At 72.5% G+C, this 17,150-nt stretch carries 15 protein-coding genes; 10 read left to right on the top strand and 5 right to left on the bottom strand.

What is annotated here, in order from left to right:
* Positions 1-34 precede the first annotated feature (34 nt).
* The 5 genes from ACBJ59_RS40990 to ACBJ59_RS40970 form a co-directional block, all read right to left on the bottom strand.
* Complete coding sequence (locus ACBJ59_RS40990) at positions 35-607, bottom strand: TetR/AcrR family transcriptional regulator (RefSeq protein ID WP_375115512.1); 573 nt, start codon at positions 605-607, stop codon at positions 35-37.
* 41 nt (positions 608-648) lie between these two features.
* Positions 649-2,730, bottom strand: a complete 2,082-nt coding sequence (locus ACBJ59_RS40985; RefSeq protein ID WP_375115511.1) for a protein kinase — start codon at positions 2,728-2,730, stop codon at positions 649-651.
* A gap of 256 nt (positions 2,731-2,986) precedes the next feature.
* A complete protein-coding gene (locus ACBJ59_RS40980) occupies positions 2,987-4,366 on the bottom strand; it encodes a DUF1116 domain-containing protein (protein ID WP_375115510.1) in 1,380 nt (459 codons plus the stop codon).
* A complete protein-coding gene (locus tag ACBJ59_RS40975; RefSeq protein ID WP_375115509.1) occupies positions 4,363-5,712 on the bottom strand; it encodes an FdrA family protein in 1,350 nt (449 codons plus the stop codon). Before ACBJ59_RS40975 ends, ACBJ59_RS40980 begins: the two co-directional genes overlap by 4 nt.
* Entirely contained in the window at positions 5,709-6,563 is an 855-nt protein-coding gene (locus ACBJ59_RS40970; protein WP_375115508.1) for a DUF2877 domain-containing protein, read from the bottom strand. Before ACBJ59_RS40970 ends, ACBJ59_RS40975 begins: the two co-directional genes overlap by 4 nt.
* Positions 6,564-6,693: 130 nt before the next feature.
* Between ACBJ59_RS40970 and ACBJ59_RS40965 the strand changes: the two genes are divergently transcribed.
* The 10 genes from ACBJ59_RS40965 (at position 6,694) to ACBJ59_RS40920 (ending at position 17,143) form a co-directional block, all read left to right on the top strand.
* Positions 6,694-8,292 (top strand): PucR family transcriptional regulator ligand-binding domain-containing protein, encoded by a 1,599-nt coding sequence (locus ACBJ59_RS40965; protein WP_375115507.1) that lies wholly within the window; start codon positions 6,694-6,696, stop codon positions 8,290-8,292.
* 11 nt (positions 8,293-8,303) lie between these two features.
* Entirely contained in the window at positions 8,304-8,507 is a 204-nt protein-coding gene (locus ACBJ59_RS40960) for an RNA-binding S4 domain-containing protein (protein WP_375115506.1), read from the top strand.
* Positions 8,508-8,618: 111 nt separating this feature from the next.
* On the top strand, positions 8,619-9,944 hold the full coding sequence (locus ACBJ59_RS40955) for a uracil-xanthine permease family protein (protein ID WP_375115505.1): 1,326 nt from the start codon (positions 8,619-8,621) through the stop codon (positions 9,942-9,944).
* Positions 9,945-10,082: 138 nt separating this feature from the next.
* Positions 10,083-11,495: a uracil-xanthine permease family protein gene (locus ACBJ59_RS40950; RefSeq protein WP_375115504.1), complete on the top strand. Its 1,413-nt coding sequence runs from the start codon at positions 10,083-10,085 to the stop codon at positions 11,493-11,495.
* The gene (locus ACBJ59_RS40945; protein WP_375115503.1) at positions 11,492-12,334 is read left to right on the top strand and encodes an FAD binding domain-containing protein; all 843 of its coding nucleotides are present in this window, start codon (positions 11,492-11,494) and stop codon (positions 12,332-12,334) included. The genes ACBJ59_RS40950 and ACBJ59_RS40945 overlap by 4 nt, the downstream gene beginning before the upstream one ends.
* On the top strand, positions 12,324-12,803 hold the full coding sequence (locus ACBJ59_RS40940; RefSeq protein WP_375115502.1) for a (2Fe-2S)-binding protein: 480 nt from the start codon (positions 12,324-12,326) through the stop codon (positions 12,801-12,803). Before ACBJ59_RS40945 ends, ACBJ59_RS40940 begins: the two co-directional genes overlap by 11 nt.
* A complete protein-coding gene (gene cutA / locus ACBJ59_RS40935; protein WP_375115501.1) occupies positions 12,800-15,160 on the top strand; it encodes an aerobic carbon-monoxide dehydrogenase large subunit in 2,361 nt (786 codons plus the stop codon). Before ACBJ59_RS40940 ends, cutA begins: the two co-directional genes overlap by 4 nt.
* A 30-nt stretch (positions 15,161-15,190) precedes the next feature.
* Entirely contained in the window at positions 15,191-16,204 is a 1,014-nt protein-coding gene (locus ACBJ59_RS40930) for a leucine-rich repeat domain-containing protein (protein WP_375115500.1), read from the top strand.
* Positions 16,205-16,253: 49 nt separating this feature from the next.
* Positions 16,254-16,679 carry a hypothetical protein gene (locus ACBJ59_RS40925; RefSeq protein WP_375115499.1) on the top strand — a complete coding sequence of 142 codons (426 nt, stop codon included), beginning with the start codon at positions 16,254-16,256 and terminating at the stop codon, positions 16,677-16,679.
* 47 nt (positions 16,680-16,726) lie between these two features.
* Entirely contained in the window at positions 16,727-17,143 is a 417-nt protein-coding gene (locus tag ACBJ59_RS40920) for a hypothetical protein (protein ID WP_375115498.1), read from the top strand.
* Positions 17,144-17,150 lie beyond the last annotated feature (7 nt).

Below are 17,150 nucleotides of genomic sequence, written 5' to 3'. Positions count from 1 at the left end.
AGATTGATCAGTTCAAAACGCGGGCACGAAAAAGTCAGAACGCGCCCAGCGCGACATTCGCGATCGATTCGAGCGTGGCCCGGCCGGCCCCGCCGCGGGCCGCCACGCGCAGGCCGCTGACCGTGGCCGAGACGAAGTTGGCCAGGGCGAGCGGGTCGCGGTCCACCTCGATCTCGCCGCGGGCGCGGGCGGCCTCGATCGCGGCCCGTACGGTCTCGACCCGCTTCGCGGTGTCGCGCCGCAGCAGCTCGGCGATGTCGGGGTCGCGCGGGCCCAGCTCGACCAGCGTGTTGACCACCAGGCAGCCCTTCGGGTCGCCGGGGTCGGGCTCGACCGCCCACCACAGCACCGTCCGGATCTTCTCCTTGATCGGCAGCTCGCCGTCCATCAGCCGGGCGAGCGTGGCGTTGCGCTCGTCCATGTAGTGCCGCAGCGACTTCTCGAACAGGTCGTGCTTGCTCGCGAAGGTGTTGTAGATGCTGCTGCGGCCGAGCCCGGTGGCGGCGCACAGGTCCTGTGTCGAGGTGGCCTCGTAGCCCGCGGTCCAGAACGCGCGCATGGCCGCCTCGACCGCCCGCTCCTCCTCGAACATCCTCGGTCGCGCCATGACAGGCACGCTACACGTTTTGGAATGATTAGTGCAATACGTCAGGTGGTCTGCCGGAACGTGTCCAGGAACACCTTGCGGGTGTCCGCCTGGTCGTCCCACTTCAGCTCGGGCAGGTCGAACGTGATCTTGAAGGCCGCGGTGTCGCCGATGGAGACGTACCTCGCCAGGGCATGCATCGGGACGCCGTTGGGGGTGGTGTAGGTGTACTCCCAGTCGGCCGCCTGCCAGCTCCGGTAGTCCACGGCCTGCAACTGCACCTGGATGTAGCTCTCCAGGCCGCCGTCGGCCTCCTGGCGGCCCAGCTCCGACAGCCCGCCGTCGGCCTGCGGGGTCGCCCGCTCGACCAGGATCCGCATGCCGGAGTCCTTCGGCCCGCTGAACGTGGCCACGCCGCCGGAGGTCGCGAACTTCCAGTCCTCGGGCACGGCGGCGACGAACCCGGAGCCGGTGTGCTCCTGGTAGCCGTCGGGCGCGGCGGACGGCTTGGTGTCCTGCCGGCCGGTCGTGGCCTCCTCGCCGGCCCCCTCGCTGGCCCCCTCGCTGGCCGCTGTCGTGGCGGTGGGCGCGACCTCGGGAGACCCGCCGGTCATGATGATCATCACGGCGCCCACCACGACGGCCACCGTCAGCAGCGCGCTGATGATCGTCAGTGGCGTGGGCCGCCCGTCGCGCATCCAGGGGCCGTCGTCGTCCTCCGGCCGGCGCCGGCTCTTGCCCGTGCGCGGGCCGGCGCTGGGCAGGGTGGCCAGGCGGTTGCGGCCGATGTCCCGCGACAGGTCGCGCGACTGCTCGCGCAGGTCGTCGGCCGAGGCCAGCGGCCAGGGGGTGGCGCCGGAGGAGGTGCGGCTGTCCGTGGTGAGCGGCAGGATCGGCTGGGGGTGCGGGCCCGACGCGAGGTCGAGGTCGTCGTCGGCGTCGCGCCCGACCCTGGGGCCGGGGGGCGCGCCGAAGGGCTGCTGGGGGCCTGACGGGCCGGCCAGGGAGTCGTACCCCCGGGGTTGCGGGCCCGACTGGCTCGCCAGGGAGTCGTACCCGCGGGGTTGCGGGCCCGACGGGCTGGCCAGGGAGTCGTACGCGCCGGCCATGGAGTCGTACGCGCGGGGCAGCGGCGGCAGCTGGTCGGTGCGGTGGCTGCCGGACGGGCTCGTCAGCCCGTCGTAGGGCATCGAATAGCCGCCCGACGGGCTGTTCAGCGGGTCGTACGGCACGCGCACCGGGCCGGAGGGCGTCTCGACGATCCGCGACGGCATCGGCCCCGACGGGGTCTCCAGCGGCGGCAGCAGCCCGGCGGGAGTGGGGTCGGCCTGGCTGGGCAGCGTCTCCGGCGTGCGCGGCCTGGGCGCGCCGTGCGCGCGCAGCACCGTCTCCAGCATGTCGATGACCTGGGTCGAGGTCAGCCGCTCGGCCGGGTTCTTGCGCAGCAGGCCCTCGATCACCGGCATCAGCGAGCCGGCCCGCTGCGGCCTGATCGGGTCCTGGGTGAGCACCGCGCCGAGCACCGCGACCGGGTCCGGCCCCTCGTAGGGCGGGCGGCCCTCGACCGCGGCGTACAGGGTGGCGCCGAACGACCACAGGTCGGCCGCCTGGGTGATCGGCTGCCCGGACAGGCGCTCCGGCGGGATGTACGCGGGCGACCCCATGAGCAGCCCGGTCTGCGTGATCGTGACGTCGCCCTCGATGGCCGCTATCCCGAAGTCGGTCAGCACCACCCGGTCGGAGGTCAGCAGCACGTTGCCCGGCTTGATGTCGCGGTGCAGGATCCCCGCGGCGTGGGCGTGCCGGACCGCGTCGAGCACGCGGATGCCGATCTCGGCGGCCTGGATCACCGGGAGGGGCCCGCTCTGGCGGACGGCCTGCTCCAGGGACCAAGCCCGGACCAGCTCCATCACGATCCAGGGCCGGCCGTCCTCCTCGACCACGTCGTGCACGGTCACGATGCCGGGGTGCGTCAGCCGCGCGGCCGACCTGGCCTCGCGCAACATGCGCCGGTGCGCCACCTGTTTGCCCGCGTGGTCCAGCCCGTACGGAAGGATCAGCTCCTTGACCGCCACGTCGCGGTCGAGCAGCACGTCGTGAGCGTGCCACACCATACCCATGCCGCCCCTGCCGACAGGCGACATCAGTCGGTATCGCCTGCCGATCAGGCGACCCTGGCCCTGCGGAGCGCCCCCTGCGGCTCCTCCCTCCGAGCCGGGCCCGCTGAGCAAGCGGTCGGCTGCCATGTTCCCGCCCCCATCTCGCCTCATCCGTCACGTGCGTCTTCAACGCTACTTGCAGATTGTGAGGATCGTTACGATATCGGCGGGGAATGCCCAAGGGAAGCTGATGTTGCCTTACATCGGCAATGACGTGGGGATATGCCACCATTCAAATGGATCACTTAATCGAATCGGCCAAGGCGAGCAATGCCGTGGTGAACGCCTCGACAGGTGGCTTGACCAGGCCCGCACCGACTTGTCCCGTTCCTGGGACGCGCCCTGCGATGCCGGTGTTGACCACGGGCAGCAGGCCCGTTCGGGCCACGAGCGTGACGTCGATGCCCACTGGAGTGCCGCGGAAGCCGAGCCCGGGAATCTGGTAGGCGGGGTGCTCGGCGAGCGTGATCTCGTACATGGAGCGCGTGGCCCGCACCGCGTCGGCCACCTCGCCGCCCACGAAGCGCACGATGGCCGGTGACGCCGCCATCGCGAACCCGCCCAGCCCCGACGTCTCGGTGATCGTGGAGTCGCCGATGTCCGGGTTGGCGTCGGCGGGGCCGTACGTGCCGAGGTAGAGCCCGTCGGGCACCCCGGCGGGGCCGGTGAACCAGCGCCCGCCCAGCCCCGACACCTGGACGCCGAAGTCGGTGCCGTTCCTGGCCATGGCCACGACCAGGGAGGAGCCGGGGACGTCGCGGGCCGCGTCCGTGCTGACCTTGGCCGCGGCCATGCCGGCGTTGAGGAAGAAGTGGTCGTTGCCGTTGATGAAGCGCAGCACCGCGGCCGCGTCGCCGGGGGCCGCCTCGACCACGGCCGGGGCCAGCTCGCGCAGCAGGAGCGAGGTGGCGGCGCGGTTGCGGTTGTGCAGCTCGTCGCCCATCTGCAGGGCCTGCGCCATCATCGAGCGCAGGTCGATCGGGCCCGTGCGCTCCAGCGCTCCCGCCAGGGCCGGGCCGAGCACCCCGTCCATCCAGCGCAGCCGGTCGAGGACCTCGGGGCCGTACGCGCCGTAGCGCAGGACCTTGCCCAGTCCCTCGTTCAGCGAGCAGTAGGCGGTGCCGCCGTGCTCGTCGTCACGTACCTCGAACAACCACATGGACGGGCTCACCACGCCCGCCATCGGGCCCACGGTGGCGTGCTCGTGGCAGGGCCGCAGCGCGACGGCGCCCGCCGCGAGCCGGTCGGCGGCGTCGCGCTCGTCGGCCGCGCGCTCCTCCAGCAACATCGCGCCGATCAGCGCGCCGCGCATGGGGCCGGACGCGCGCTCCCACGAGATGGGCGGCCCCGCGTGCAGGAACGTCCCCTCGTCGAGGACCTCCGACGCCCGGCGCACGCCCACCAGGTACGGGCGGGCGGAGGTCAGCCGGCCCACGGCCAGCTCGTTGGCCTCCTGCCGGCGCGGATCGGCCAGCACCCTGGCCAGGGCCTCGGCGGTGCCCGGCAGCGGCGGCCGCCAGGACACCGGGGTCGTCGGCACCGCCTGCGCCCGCAGCGCCTCGTCCAGCAGCCCGGCGCCGACGGTGATCACCCGCGGCGGGGCGTCGATCAGGGTGGTCACAGCAGGCTCCTGGCGTGGCGGGCGGCCTGGGCGTTGGAGGTGAACACGGCCGCGCCCGCCTCGCGGAAGGCGGCGGCCTGGCGGTGCAGGTCCTGCGGGTCGCCCTCGGTGCCGATCAGCGCGATCACGACGGTGGCCGGGGTGCGGGCGACCGGGTGGGCCAGCGAGGCGGCCGGGTCGGGGTCGGCGCCGTGGCCCAGGACGACGTCCATGAGCACCACGTCCGTCTCCCGCGCGCCGGCCAGGGCCTCCACGCGCAGGGTGGGGTCGATCATCGGGTGTGCCCTTCCCCTGGTGTAGGCGTCGTCGCCGTAGTCCACGAAGTCGCCCTGCCCGGCCACCAGGGCGGCCTCCGCGCCGAGCGTGCCGCCCGCGTACAGGCCCCTGATCCGCTTGCCCGCCGGGCGGGTGCCGCGCCAGGCCGGCCAGGCGGGCCACTCGGGCACGGGCCTGCCGAGGGCGCGCAGCGCGCGCTCGGTCGCCTCCGTGAGGTCCGGGGCCCCCTCCGCCAGCAGGGCGCGCACCACCGGCGTGCGCAGCGGCTCCGCCTCCAGGGCCCGCGCCACCTCGGGGGACGGCGGCTTGGAGACGAGCACGATCAGCTCGGTGGCCGGGTCGTCGTCCAGCATGCGCAGGGCGCGCCGCGTGGACAGGCCGCCCACCTCGGCCGACAGGTCCCGGCCGCCGACGCCCAGCACGTGGCTCACGCCGGTGCCGGCCCAGTCGAGCAGGCACGTCACCTGCTGCGCGCCGGTGCCCGAGGCGGCCACGACGCCGACCGGGCCGGGCGTCAGGACGTTCGCGAAGCCGAGGCCGGTGCCGCCGATCACGGCGGTGCCGCAGTCGGGGCCCATGACCAGGACGTCCTTGGCCTCCGCCAGCTCCTTGAGCCGGCGCTCGTGCTCCACGGTGACGCCGTCGCTGAAGATCATGACCGGCAGGCCGGCCTCGATGGCGTCCAGGGCCTCGAAGAAGGCGTACTCGCCGGGCGTCGAGACCAGGACCAGGTCCGCGTGGGCCCGGGCGGCCGCCGAGCGGGTGGTCAGCGGCGGCTGGTCCTCGGGCGCGGCCTGCGTCCGGTGCGACTCGGTGAGCCGGCGGTCGGCCTCCGCGACGGCCGCGTCGGTGTCGTGGGCGCGTACGGCGATCAGCAGGTCGCCCGGGTCGGCCTCCGGGACGCCGAAGCCCAGGTCCCGCAGGATCGAGACGTTGAGCTCCGTCGCCATGGCGACCATGGCCGCCTCCACGCCGGGCAGCTCCGACAGGGCGCGGCTGACCCGCATGAGGGTGACGGAGTCGTGGTAAGCACCCCTCCGTACCAGCACCGCCTGCGGGAGGCCGCTCATCGCGACCCGCTCAGGGCGTGCACCGCGCGCACGCCGATGGCGATGCCCTGGGCCAGGTCCGCGCCCGAGGTGTGGCCGAGGCGGTGCAGGCGGCGCAGCGCCGGGTCGAGCGCCTGGCGGCCGGCGACGCCGCGCAGCACCGCGATCACCTCCGGGCTGGCCTCGCCCCTGGCCGCGCAGTGCAGGAGGGTGGCCGAGATGGGCGTCGTACGCGTGCGCGCGTCGAACGTGACGGTCGCCGCCAGCCAGTCCGCCAGCCAGACCGCGCGGTCCACCCCCGCCGCCGCGCCCAGGTGCCGCAGCGCCACGAGCAGCCCCGCCAGCACGTCGTCGCCGCTGGGCGTCAGCCCCGGCCCCAGCCCCACGAGCTGCTCCGCCGCCGTCACCGCGCCCAGCAGCCAGCCCTTCGCGCAGCTGCTCGCGAGCATGTCCACGGCGCCGTTGCCGGCCAGCCCGGCGCCCGGCGGCTCGCCCAGGTGGGCCGCCGCCCGCGCCAGCCGGGCCGGATCGAGCCGGCCCAGCGGCGGGGACGGATCCCACCAGCGGCGCACGCTCAGGCTCAGCGGGCCCAGGTCGATCACGCGGTCGCCCACCGAGGCGTCGTCACCCACCGTGACGTTCGGCAGCGGGGTCGCCAGCAGCACCGAGTTGGGCAGCCGGGTGGCCTCGCCCGTGATGACGGCGATCACCGAAGGCTCCAGCTCGGTCCTGACCTCCAGGTACACGCCCTCGGGGAACGCGGCGAGCACGCGCGCCGGGCGTCGCTGGGACTCCAGCACGGGCCGCACCGCCGTGCTGGCCGCGCCCGTCACGTGGGTGCGAGAGCGCCGTGCATGAGTACTGACCGTCACCGGACCTCCCAACCGACCTTGGACCTGACCGTAGAACGGCCGGTGAACCCTCCGTACGGGTAAATTTGCCAACAGTCAGCGGGAAGGTTGGCTCTTCCTGACAGACGGCTTCCGGGGTCACAATTCCCACATGGAGCCCCCCGTCCGTCTTGCCAGCACCGGCACGATCATCCACGGCGTGTCCGTCGGAGAGGTGCTGGGCGTGTCCACCCTCGCGGAGGCCAGGCTGATCGCGGGTGAGAGCGGGCTCGGCCGCATCGTCCAGCGGCTCAACGTCATGGAAGTGCCCGACATCCTGGCCTGGGTCAAGCCGCACGAGCTGCTGCTCACCACCGGCTACCCGCTGCGCAACACGCCGCAGTCGCTCGGGCGGCTGGTGGCCGACCTGGACGAGCGCGGGCTGGCCGCGCTGGCGATCAAGCTCGGCCGCTACGTGGACGAGCTGCCCGACGAGATGGTCGAGCAGGCCGACCGGCTCGGCTTCCCGCTCATCCTGCTGCCGAACGACGTCGGCTTCGACGACATCCTCAACCAGGTGCTGACGGACATCCTCAACCGCCAGGCCGCCGTGCTCGCCCGCGCCGAGGAGGCGCACCGGGCGCTGGTGCAGGTGGTGCTGGCCGGGGGCGGGCTCAACGAGGTCGCCGCCGAGGTGGCGCAGCTCCTCGACGTGTCGGTGGCGGCCGTGGACGGCTCGGGCCGCGTGCTGGCCACCGCCGGTCCCGACGACCACGTGACGGTCCTGCGCGAGTCCATCTCCCGCGAGGGGCCGCCCACCTCGCCCGCCGGCCGGGCCCGGTCGTTCGCCTCGGTTCCCGTGCTGGCCGGCGGGCACCACCACGGCCGGATCGTGGCCTACAGCCCGTCGGGGGCGATCAGGGACAGCGACGTCGGCATCCTGGAGCGCGCCGCCACCGTGGCGGCGCTCGTCGTCACCCGGCAGGAGGCGGTCAACGCCGTCGAGAGCAAATACCGCGCCGACTTCCTGCGCGACGTGCTCACCGGCCGGGCCGGCACGGCGGAGCGGATCACCGCACGGGCCAGGGCGTTCGGATGGGACCTGGCGCGTGCCGTGACGGTGCTGGTGGCCGAGCTCGACCCGGACGGCGACGAGCGCAGCGCGCAGGACCGGCTGGTGTCGTGCTGGACCGCGGCGATCAGGCGGCACGACCCGCGCGGGGCGGTGGCGGGGTTCTCGCACGAGGTGGTGGCCGTGGTGGACGCCTCGATCGACGCCGCCCGGGTGGCCAAGGACGCCGCCTCGGCCTTCGCCGACGTGCCGCCCGCCACGTTCTCGACCGGCACCTCGCGGCCCAGCCCGGGGGCCGAGGCGCTGCCGGAGGCGTACTCGCAGGCGCTGAAGGCGGCGCGGGTGGGGCGGCAGCTGCACGGGCCCGGGGCGGTGGCCCACTTCGACCAGCTCGGGGTCTACCGGCTGCTGTCGCTGGTCAACGACACGGAGGAGCTGCACGCGTTCGTACGGGAGACGCTCGGGCCGCTGGCCACCGACGACGACGCCGAGAACGCCGACCTGCGGCGCACGCTGCAGGCGCTGCTGGAGACCAACCTGAACGTGGCCGAGACGGCGCGGCGGCTGCACTTCCACTACAACACGCTGCGCTACCGGATCGGGAAGCTGGAGCGGCTGCTCGGCAACTTCACCGACGACCCCCACCTGAGGCTCAACCTGACGCTGGCCCTGCACGTGCTGCGGATGCGGGGCATCTAAGGTGTGGGGTCGTGGACTTCGAACTGCGCTCTGAATTCATCCCGCTGTGTGACCTGCTGAAATATTGCGGGATCACGGAGACGGGAGGCATGGCCAAACACCTCATCGCCGAGGGCATGGTGCTGGTGGACGGTGAGGTGGAGCTGAGGAAGCGGGCCAAGATCCGGGCCGGGCAGGTGGTCAGCGGCGAGGGGTTCTCGATCAACGTGGCGTAGGCCGTTGATCGGCGCCCGGCGGCACCGGCACCCATCGGCACCCTCTATTGTGCTCTCCGACACAGGTAGGAGACATACCCGCTGGTCAGGCGGGAGATAGAGGGTACGGGCGTGGCATTCGGGTGGAAGGTGCACGGCGATGGGAAGCGCCTGACGCCAGGTGAGGTGGTCAAGCCGGACGAGCGGCTGAGCTGGCCCAGGATGGTGGGGATCGGGGCGCAGCACGTCATCGCGATGTTCGGCGCCACGTTCGTGTTCCCGCTCGTCATGGGGCTGGACGCCAACCTGGCCGTGATGATGTCCGGGGTCGCGACGATCCTCTTCCTGCTGATCGTGAAGGGGAGGATCCCGAGCTACGTGGGGTCGAGCGCCTCCTTCGTCGGGGCCGTGGTGGCGATCAGGGCGGCCGGGGGAGGTGACGCGACCGTCACCGGGGCGCTGCTCGTGGTCGGGGTCGTGCTGGCCCTGTGCGGGTACGCCATCCACCGGCTGGGCGTCGGCGTCATCCACCGGGTGTTCCCGCCCATCGTGACCGGTGGGGTGGTGATGCTCATCGGGTTCGGGATGGCGTACGTGGCGGCGGACGTCTACTGGCCGAAGGATCCGTGGGTGGCGCTGCTGACGATGGCGGCGACGTTCGTCTTCATCGGGCTGTTCCGCGGGTTCCTCGGGCGGATCGGGGTGCTGCTGGGGCTGGTGTTCGGGTTCCTGCTGTCGTGGGTGTGGGACCTCGTCGGGGGGAAGATCCTGGCGCCGGACGACAGCGGGAAGGTGACCGAGCACTTCCGGGTGAACCTGGACGCGGTCGCGCAGGCCGACTGGGTGGGGCTGCCCTCCTTCCACGGGCCCGTGTTCGAGGTGTCGGCGATCGTGCTGGTGCTGCCCGTGGTGATCGCGCTGATCGCCGAGAACGTGGGGCACGTGAAGGCCGTGGGCGAGATGACGGGGACCGACGTCGACGCCTACATGGGCCGGGCCGTGCTCGCCGACGGGGTCGGGACCGTGGTCGCCACGTCCGTGGGCGGCTCCGCCACCACCACGTACGCCGAGAACATCGGGGTCATGGCGGCCACCAAGGTCTACTCCACCGCCGCCTACTACATCGCCGCGGCCATCGCGATCCTGTTCGGGCTCTGCCCCAAGTTCGGCGCGCTCATCGCGGCCACGCCCGGCGGGGTGCTGGGCGGGGTGACGACCATCCTGTACGGCATGATCGGCCTGCTCGGCGCCAAGATCTGGATCGAGAACCGGGTGAACCTGTCCGACCCGGTCAACCTCGTCCCCACCGGCGCGGGGATCATCTGCGCCATCGGGCCCGTCGCGTTCCCGATCACCGGCACCTTCGCGCTCAGCGGCATCGCGCTCGGCACCATCGTGCTGCTGCTCGGCTATCACCTGCTGCGCGTCACCCGCAGGTCGCCCGCACAAGTGAGCTGACCCCCGTGTGCGCGAGCTTCTCTCTGGTCGGCGGGGCAGATTTGGCAGATCATGCCCGTGTAGGAGCGTCCCATCGGGCCTAATGTGCCCGCAACGGAACGTGTCGCCGGCACAGCGCCCAGTGCAAGAGGGGCTCGCATGGTTATGGGATGGACCAAACACGGTGACGGGAAGCACCTGGCACCCGGTGAGGTGGTCAGGCCCGACGAGAGGCTGACCTGGCCCCGCATGGTGGGGTTCGGGGCGCAGCACGTGGTCGCGATGTTCGGGGCGACGTTCGTGTTCCCCCTGGTGATGGGGCTGGACCCGAACGTCGCCATCATGATGTCGGGCGTCGCGACGATCCTGTTCCTGCTGATCGTGAAGGGGAAGGTGCCCAGCTACCTGGGCACCAGCGCGTCCTTCGTGGGCGGCGTGTTCGCCATCAGGGCGGCCGTCGGCGGCGACACCGCCGGCGCGGACGCCGTCGTGACCGGCGCCATCCTGGTCGCCGGGTTCGTGCTGGCGCTGGCCGGGCTCGCCATCCACTTCCTCGGCGTGGGCATCATCCACCGCGTCTTCCCGCCCGTGGTCACCGGCGCGGTCGTGATGCTGATCGGGTTCGGGCTGGCGTTCGTGGTGGCGGACGTCTACTGGCCGCAGGACCACTGGGTGGCGCTCGTCACGATGCTGATCACGTTCGTGGTGATCGTGGCGTTCAAGGGGTTCATCGGGCGGATCGGGGTGCTGATCGGGCTCGTCGCCGGGTTCCTGCTGTCGTGGGTGCTGGACCGGACGGCCGGGCAGATCACGTCCGTGCTGCCGAGCGCCAACCTGCGGGACGCGGCGGGGGCGAGCTGCCCGGTCGAGGGCACGTACTGCGTGGCGACGGCCTTCCCGCACGACCGGGTGAACTTCGAGTCGGTGGCCTCCGCGCCCTGGTTCGGGCTGCCCAGCTTCCACGCGCCCGACTTCAGGACCTCGGCCGTGCTGCTGGTGCTGCCCGCGGTGATCGCGCTGATCGCGGAGAACATCGGGCACGTCAAGGCCGTGGGCGAGATGACCGGGACGGACGTGGACCCGTACGTGGGCCGGGCCGTGCTCGCCGACGGCGTCGGCACCGTGGTCACCAGCGCCGTCGGCGGGTCGCCCACGACGACCTACGCCGAGAACATCGGGGTGATGGCGGCCACCAAGGTCTACTCGACGGCCGCCTACTACATCGCGGGCGTCATCGCGATCGCGTTCGGGCTCTGCCCGAAGTTCGGGGCGCTGGTCGCGGCCACGCCGGGCGGCGTGCTCGGCGGCGTGACGGTGATCCTCTACGGCATGATCGGGCTACTGGGCGCGAAGATCTGGATCGAGAACCGGGTGAACTTCGCCGATCCCGTGAACATGGTTCCGATCGGCGCGGGCATCATCCTGGCCATCGGACCTGTGCAGCACTTCATCGGCGGCGACTTCACCCTTGAGGGCATCGCGCTCGGCACGCTCGTGGTGCTGGGCGGATACCACCTGCTGCGCGCCATCGCCGGGCGCAGCCCCGAACAGGTCAGGAGCCAGACCGGGTGAAGCCACCGCCGTTCGAGTACCACGCTCCCCGCGACCTCGGCGCGGCGCTGCGGACGCTCGCCGAGGTACGCGGGAAGGTGCTGGCCGGCGGGCAGAGCCTCATCCCGATGCTCAACATGCGGCTGGCCGCGCCCGAGCACCTCGTCGACATCAACCGGATCCGCGAGCTGGCCGGGATCGAGGTGACGCCGGCGGGCGTCCGGGTCGGCGCGCTGGTCCGGCACTCCGAGGCCGAGCGGGCCGGGGCGCACCCGCTGCTCACCAGGGCGCTCAAGCTGGTCGCCCATCCCGTGATCCGCAACCGGGGGACCGTGGTGGGCAGCCTCGTGCACGCCGATCCGGCCGCCGAGCTGCCCGCCGTGCTCGCGGTGCTGGGCGGGCACGTGCGGGTGGCGCGCTGGGACGGCGCCGGACCGGGTGGCGGCGTCCGCACGCGGGACGTGCCGGCCGCCGAGTTCTTCGTCGGGCCCATGGAGTCGGCGGTCGGGCCGGGCGAGCTGGCCGTGTCAGCATTTTTCCCGGCATTGGGGGAAGGGGACGGGATCGCGTTCGAGGAAGTCGCGCGCCGGCACGGGGACTACGCGCTGGCCGGGGTCTGCGCCGTCGTCACGCCCGGCGGGCCGGCGAGGCTCGCGTGCATCGGGGTGGGGCCCGTTCCCGTCGTCGTGGAGCTGGGAGAGGCCGACTGGGGTGCGGCGGCCCAGGCCGTGCGGGAGGCGACCGAACCGGACGGCGACATCCACGCCTCAGCCGCCTACCGCAGGCATCTGGTGGGCGTGCTGGCCGAGCGGGCGCTGCGGAACGCGGCGCGGGAAGGGGTGGCGGCCCGTGGAGCATGAGATCACGCTCGTCGTGAACGGCACGGCCAGACGGGTGCGCGTCCCGGCGCGGCGGCTGCTGTCCGACTGCCTGCGCCACGACCTGGGCCTGACCGGCACCCACGTGGGTTGCGAGCACGGCGTCTGCGGCTGCTGCACGGTGCTGCTCGACGGGCAGCCGGTACGGTCCTGCCTGACGTTCGCCGTGACCGTGGACGGCGCCGAGATCACCACCGTGGAGGGGCTCGCCCCCGGAGCCGGCCTGCTGTCGCCGGTGCAGCGGGCGTTCGCCGAGTGCCACGGGCTGCAGTGCGGGTTCTGCACGCCGGGCTTCCTGTGCACGGTGACCGCCCTGCTGCGGGAGAACCCGGCCCCCACGGAGGAGGAGGTCCTGGAGGGCATCTCCGGCAACCTGTGCCGCTGCACCGGCTACCAGAACATCGTCAAGGCCGTCCACCGGGCCGCCGAGCTGCTGGCGGAGGAGACATGACGACGAGGCTGTTCGGCGAGCCCGTACAACGGCGGGAGGACCCCCGGCTGCTCACCGGTCAGGGCCGCTACCTCGACGACCTGGGCAGCGACGCGCTCGCGGCGGCGTTCGTGCGCTCGCCGCACGCCCACGCCCGCATCCGGGACATCGACGTCGCGGCGGCGCTCGACGTGGAGGGCCTGGTCGCCGTCTACACCTGGGAGGACCTGCCCGAGCGGGTCGGCCGGGCGCTGCCGCTGCTCATCCCGCACCCGGCACTCACGCACGGCCGCACCGCCTACCCGCTGGCCAGGGAGGTGGTCAGGCACGTCGGCGAGCCGGTGGTCATGGTCGTGGCCGCCGACCGGTACGCCGCCGAGGACGCCTGCGCGCTCATCGAGGTCGACTACGAGGTGCTCAAGCCCGTCGTCGGCCTGGAGGAGGCCGTCCAGGGGGCCCAGCTGGTGCACGAGGACGTGCCGGGCAACATCGGCGCCCACCTCGTCCAGGAGGTCCCCGCGGCCGACGGGCGCGGCGCCAGGGAGGCGATCGAGGCCTCCCCCCACACGCTCGCCTTCCGGCTCGACATCGAGCGCAGCGCCAGCATGCCGCTGGAGGGCCGGGGCGTGTACGCCCGCTGGGACGGCCGCGACCTGCGCGTCTACTCCAGCACCCAGACCTCCACGAGCGTCCGCATGGCCGTGGCCGCGGCGCTCGGGCTGCCTCTGCCGCAGGTCGAGGTGATCGCGCCCGACGTGGGCGGCGGCTTCGGGGTGAAGATCGTGCACCCGTGGCCCGAGGAGGTGCTCGTCCCGTGGGCGGCCATGACGCTCGGCCGCGAGATCAAGTGGGCCGAGGACCGCCGCGAGCACTTCATCTCCTCCGCGCACGAGCGGGGGCAGGTGCAGCACGTGCGGGTGGGGTTCGACGACGACGGGCGCGTGCTGGGGATGGACGTCACGATCCTGCACGACCACGGCGCCTACACCCCTTACGGGATCATCGTCCCGATCGTCACCTCCACGCAGCTCCTGGGGCCGTACAAGCCGGGCTCCTACCGGGTCGAGTTCACCGCCGTCTACACCAACACCGTGCAGGTCACCCCCTATCGCGGGGCCGGGCGGCCGCAGGGCGTGTTCTGCATGGAACGCACGATGGACAAGATCGCCCGTTACCTGGGCAAGGACCGGACGGAGGTACGGGAGGTCAACTTCATCCGGCCCGACGAGTTCCCGTACGACCAGGGCATGACGTTCCAGGACGGGCGGCCGCTCATCTACGACAGCGGGGACTACCCGGAGATGCTCCGCATGATCAAGGAGCTCATCGGCTGGGACTCCTTCGAGCGGCGCCCCGGGCGGGGCATCGGGATCGGGTGCTACGTCGAGGGCACCGGCGTGGGGCCGTACGAGGGCGGGCACGTGCAGATCACCTCCGACGGCCGGGTGCACGTCTCGACCGGCCTGACCTCGCAGGGGCAGGGCCACGAGACCGCGTTCGCGCAGATCGCGGCCACCGAGCTGGGCGTGCCCATCGAGCGGGTCAGCGTGGTCACCGGCGACACCCGCAGGTTCGGCTACGCGGTGGGCACCTTCGCCTCCAGGGCGGCCGTCGTCAGCGGCAACGCCATCGCCCTGGCCTGCCGCAAGGTGCGCGCGAAGGCCCTGCGCATCGCCGCCGAGGCCCTGGAGGCGAACCCGGCGGACCTGGACATCGCCGACGGCCTGGTGCACGTGGCCGGCTCGCCGTCCGCCTCCATCCCGCTGTCCACGGTGGCGGTGCTGGCCAACCCGCTGCGCTACGCCTTCGACGAGGAGACGGCCAAGGCCACCCAGTTCTCCGGTGCGGCCTCCCCTGACCGGCCGCCGATCGCCGAGGGCGAGGAGCCCGGGCTGGAGGGGCGGGACTACTACTCGCCGATCAGGTCCACGTTCGCGGCGGGCATGCACGCGGCGATCGTCGAGACCGACCCGGACACCGCCGAGATCAGGGTCGTCAGGTACGCGGTCGTGCACGACTGCGGCCGGCTGATCAATCCCATGATCGTCGAGGGCCAGATCCACGGCGGCGTGGCCCAGGGCATCGGCGGCGCCCTCTACGAGCGCATGGTCTACGACCAGCACGGCCAGCTCGTGAACGCCTCCTTCATGGACTTCCTCATGCCGTACGCCACCGAGATCCCCCACATCGAGACCGGCCACCTGGAGACCCCGTCGCCGCTCAACCCGCTCGGCATCAAGGGCGCGGGCGAGGCCGGCGTGATCCCCGTCTCCGCCGTCATCGCCTCCGCCATCGAGGACGCCGAGGGCTTCGAGATCGACCGCATGCCCATCTCCCCGTCCGAGCTCTTCGACCTCCGGATAGCCCGTACGCGGTGATCGCGACCGGCCGCGTGGGATCATGGGGCCATGCGCGCGCCCGACTCCGGCCTGACCACCTTCCCCGCCGTCCCCGACAACGTCCGGCTGATCGACCTGGCCTGGAACGCGATCGCCGAGGTGCCCGGCCGGGTGGCCGGGCTCGCCGCGCTGGAGGAGCTGCGGCTCGACGGCAACGGCCTGCGCGCGCTGCCCGACCTGTCCGGGCTCACCGCGCTGCGCGCGCTGCACCTCGACGGCAACGCGCTGACGTCCTTCCCCGGCTGCCCGCCGAACCTGGAGACCCTCTACCTGTACGGCAACCGCCTCGCGGAGCTCCCCGACCGCCTCCCCGGCACGCTCCGGCACCTCGCGGCGGGCGCGAACGGGCTGACCGCGCTGCCCGCCTCGCTGTGGAAGCTGACCGGGCTCGAATCGCTCAACGTGGCCCAGAACGCGCTCACCGAGATCCCCGCCGCCATCGGCGGGCTGACCCGGCTGCGCATGCTCGACCTCGGCCACAACCGGCTCACCGAGATCCCGCCGGAGCTCGGCGACCTGCCGCTCACCGACTACCTCTACCTCAGCGACAACCTGTTCACCGAGGTGCCCGAGTCGATCGGGCGGCTGGACCGGCTGGCCTACCTCAACCTGACCGACAACCGCATCGCCCGCCTGCCCGACTCCATCGGTTCCATGGCCGCGCTGGTGGAGCTGCGGCTCTACAACAACCGGCTGGAGGCGCTGCCGGGGACGATCGGCGGCCTGACCCGGCTGCGCGAGCTGCACCTGCAGGGCAACCGGCTGCGCGAGCTGCCGGAGACGCTGCCCGCCGGGCTGCGGCACCTGGACCTGCGCGCCAACCGGCTGCGCCGGCTGCCCGAGACGTTGCCCGCCGGCCTCAGGCAGCTCGACCTGCGCGAAAACCGGCTGCGGGAGCTGCCGGAGAGCCTGGCCGAGACCCTGCCCGGCCTGGAGAAGCTGGATCTGCGGTGGAACAAGCTCGACGGCGAGCCCGAGGCGCTGCGCCGGCTGGCGGCGCGGGGCTGCGTCGTCCTGAGGTGAACCCGGTCTCGCGGTGAACCGGGGCGGGTGGGGCTGCGTACCCTCGCACATGACGACATTTCCACGTCTGGCCGCTTTCGCGCTGCTGGCCGGACTGGTCGCCGGCTGCTCCTCCGGGGGCGGCTGGAGCGACTACGTCGCAGCAGGCAAGTCCCAGCCCGCCAACGCCGCCCCCCTCACCGTCGAGCAGCTCTCCGCCAAGGTCGGTTGCCAGCCGAAGATGCAGGTCGACGCCGAGGAGGTGCGCACGGCGTACTGCAAGACCCAGGACGGCGAGTTCTTCGTCAACACGTTCGCGACCGAGAAGCTCAAGGACGAGTGGATGGACCGGGCGCCGGAGTACAACCCGCACCTCGTGGGCCCGCGCTGGACCGTGCTGGGGCCGCTGAAGGTGCTGGAGGCGATCAGGGGGCCGCTCAACGGCGACCTGCACCTGACCGACCACCGGGTCTCCCAGACGCCGACACCTAAGTAGCCGGTCTGGGTCTGAACCGCCGCCCGGGGTGCTGCGTACCTCCGCACATGACGACAATTCCACGTCTGGCCGCTTTCGCGCTGCTGGCCGGACTGGTCGCCGGCTGCACCTCCGGGAGCGGCCACGACCACGTCGCAGCAGGCGGACAGGCCGGGCCCACCCCCCTCACCGTCGAGCAGCTCTCCGCCAAGGTCGGCTGCTCGCCACGCATGCAGGTCAACGCCGCCGAACTCCGTACCGGGTACTGCAAGACCCCGGACGGCGAGTTCTTCGTCACGACGTTCCAGAGCCAGGCCGGTAAGGACGCCTGGATGGACGCCGCCCCCGAGTACAACCCGCACCTGGTCGGCAGCCTCTGGACGGTCCTGTCCAGCCGCAAGGTGCTCGATCTGCTCAAGGAGCGGCTCGGCGGCGACCTGCACCTCACCGACCACCGGACCAAGAAGATGCGGGTCGTCGGCTGACGCCCGC

The sequence above is a fragment of the Nonomuraea sp. MTCD27 genome, from assembly GCF_041950495.1.
Taxonomy (GTDB): domain Bacteria; phylum Actinomycetota; class Actinomycetes; order Streptosporangiales; family Streptosporangiaceae; genus Nonomuraea.
Note: the sequence above shows the minus strand (reverse complement) of the source record. Positions and strands in the feature narration are given on the sequence as shown.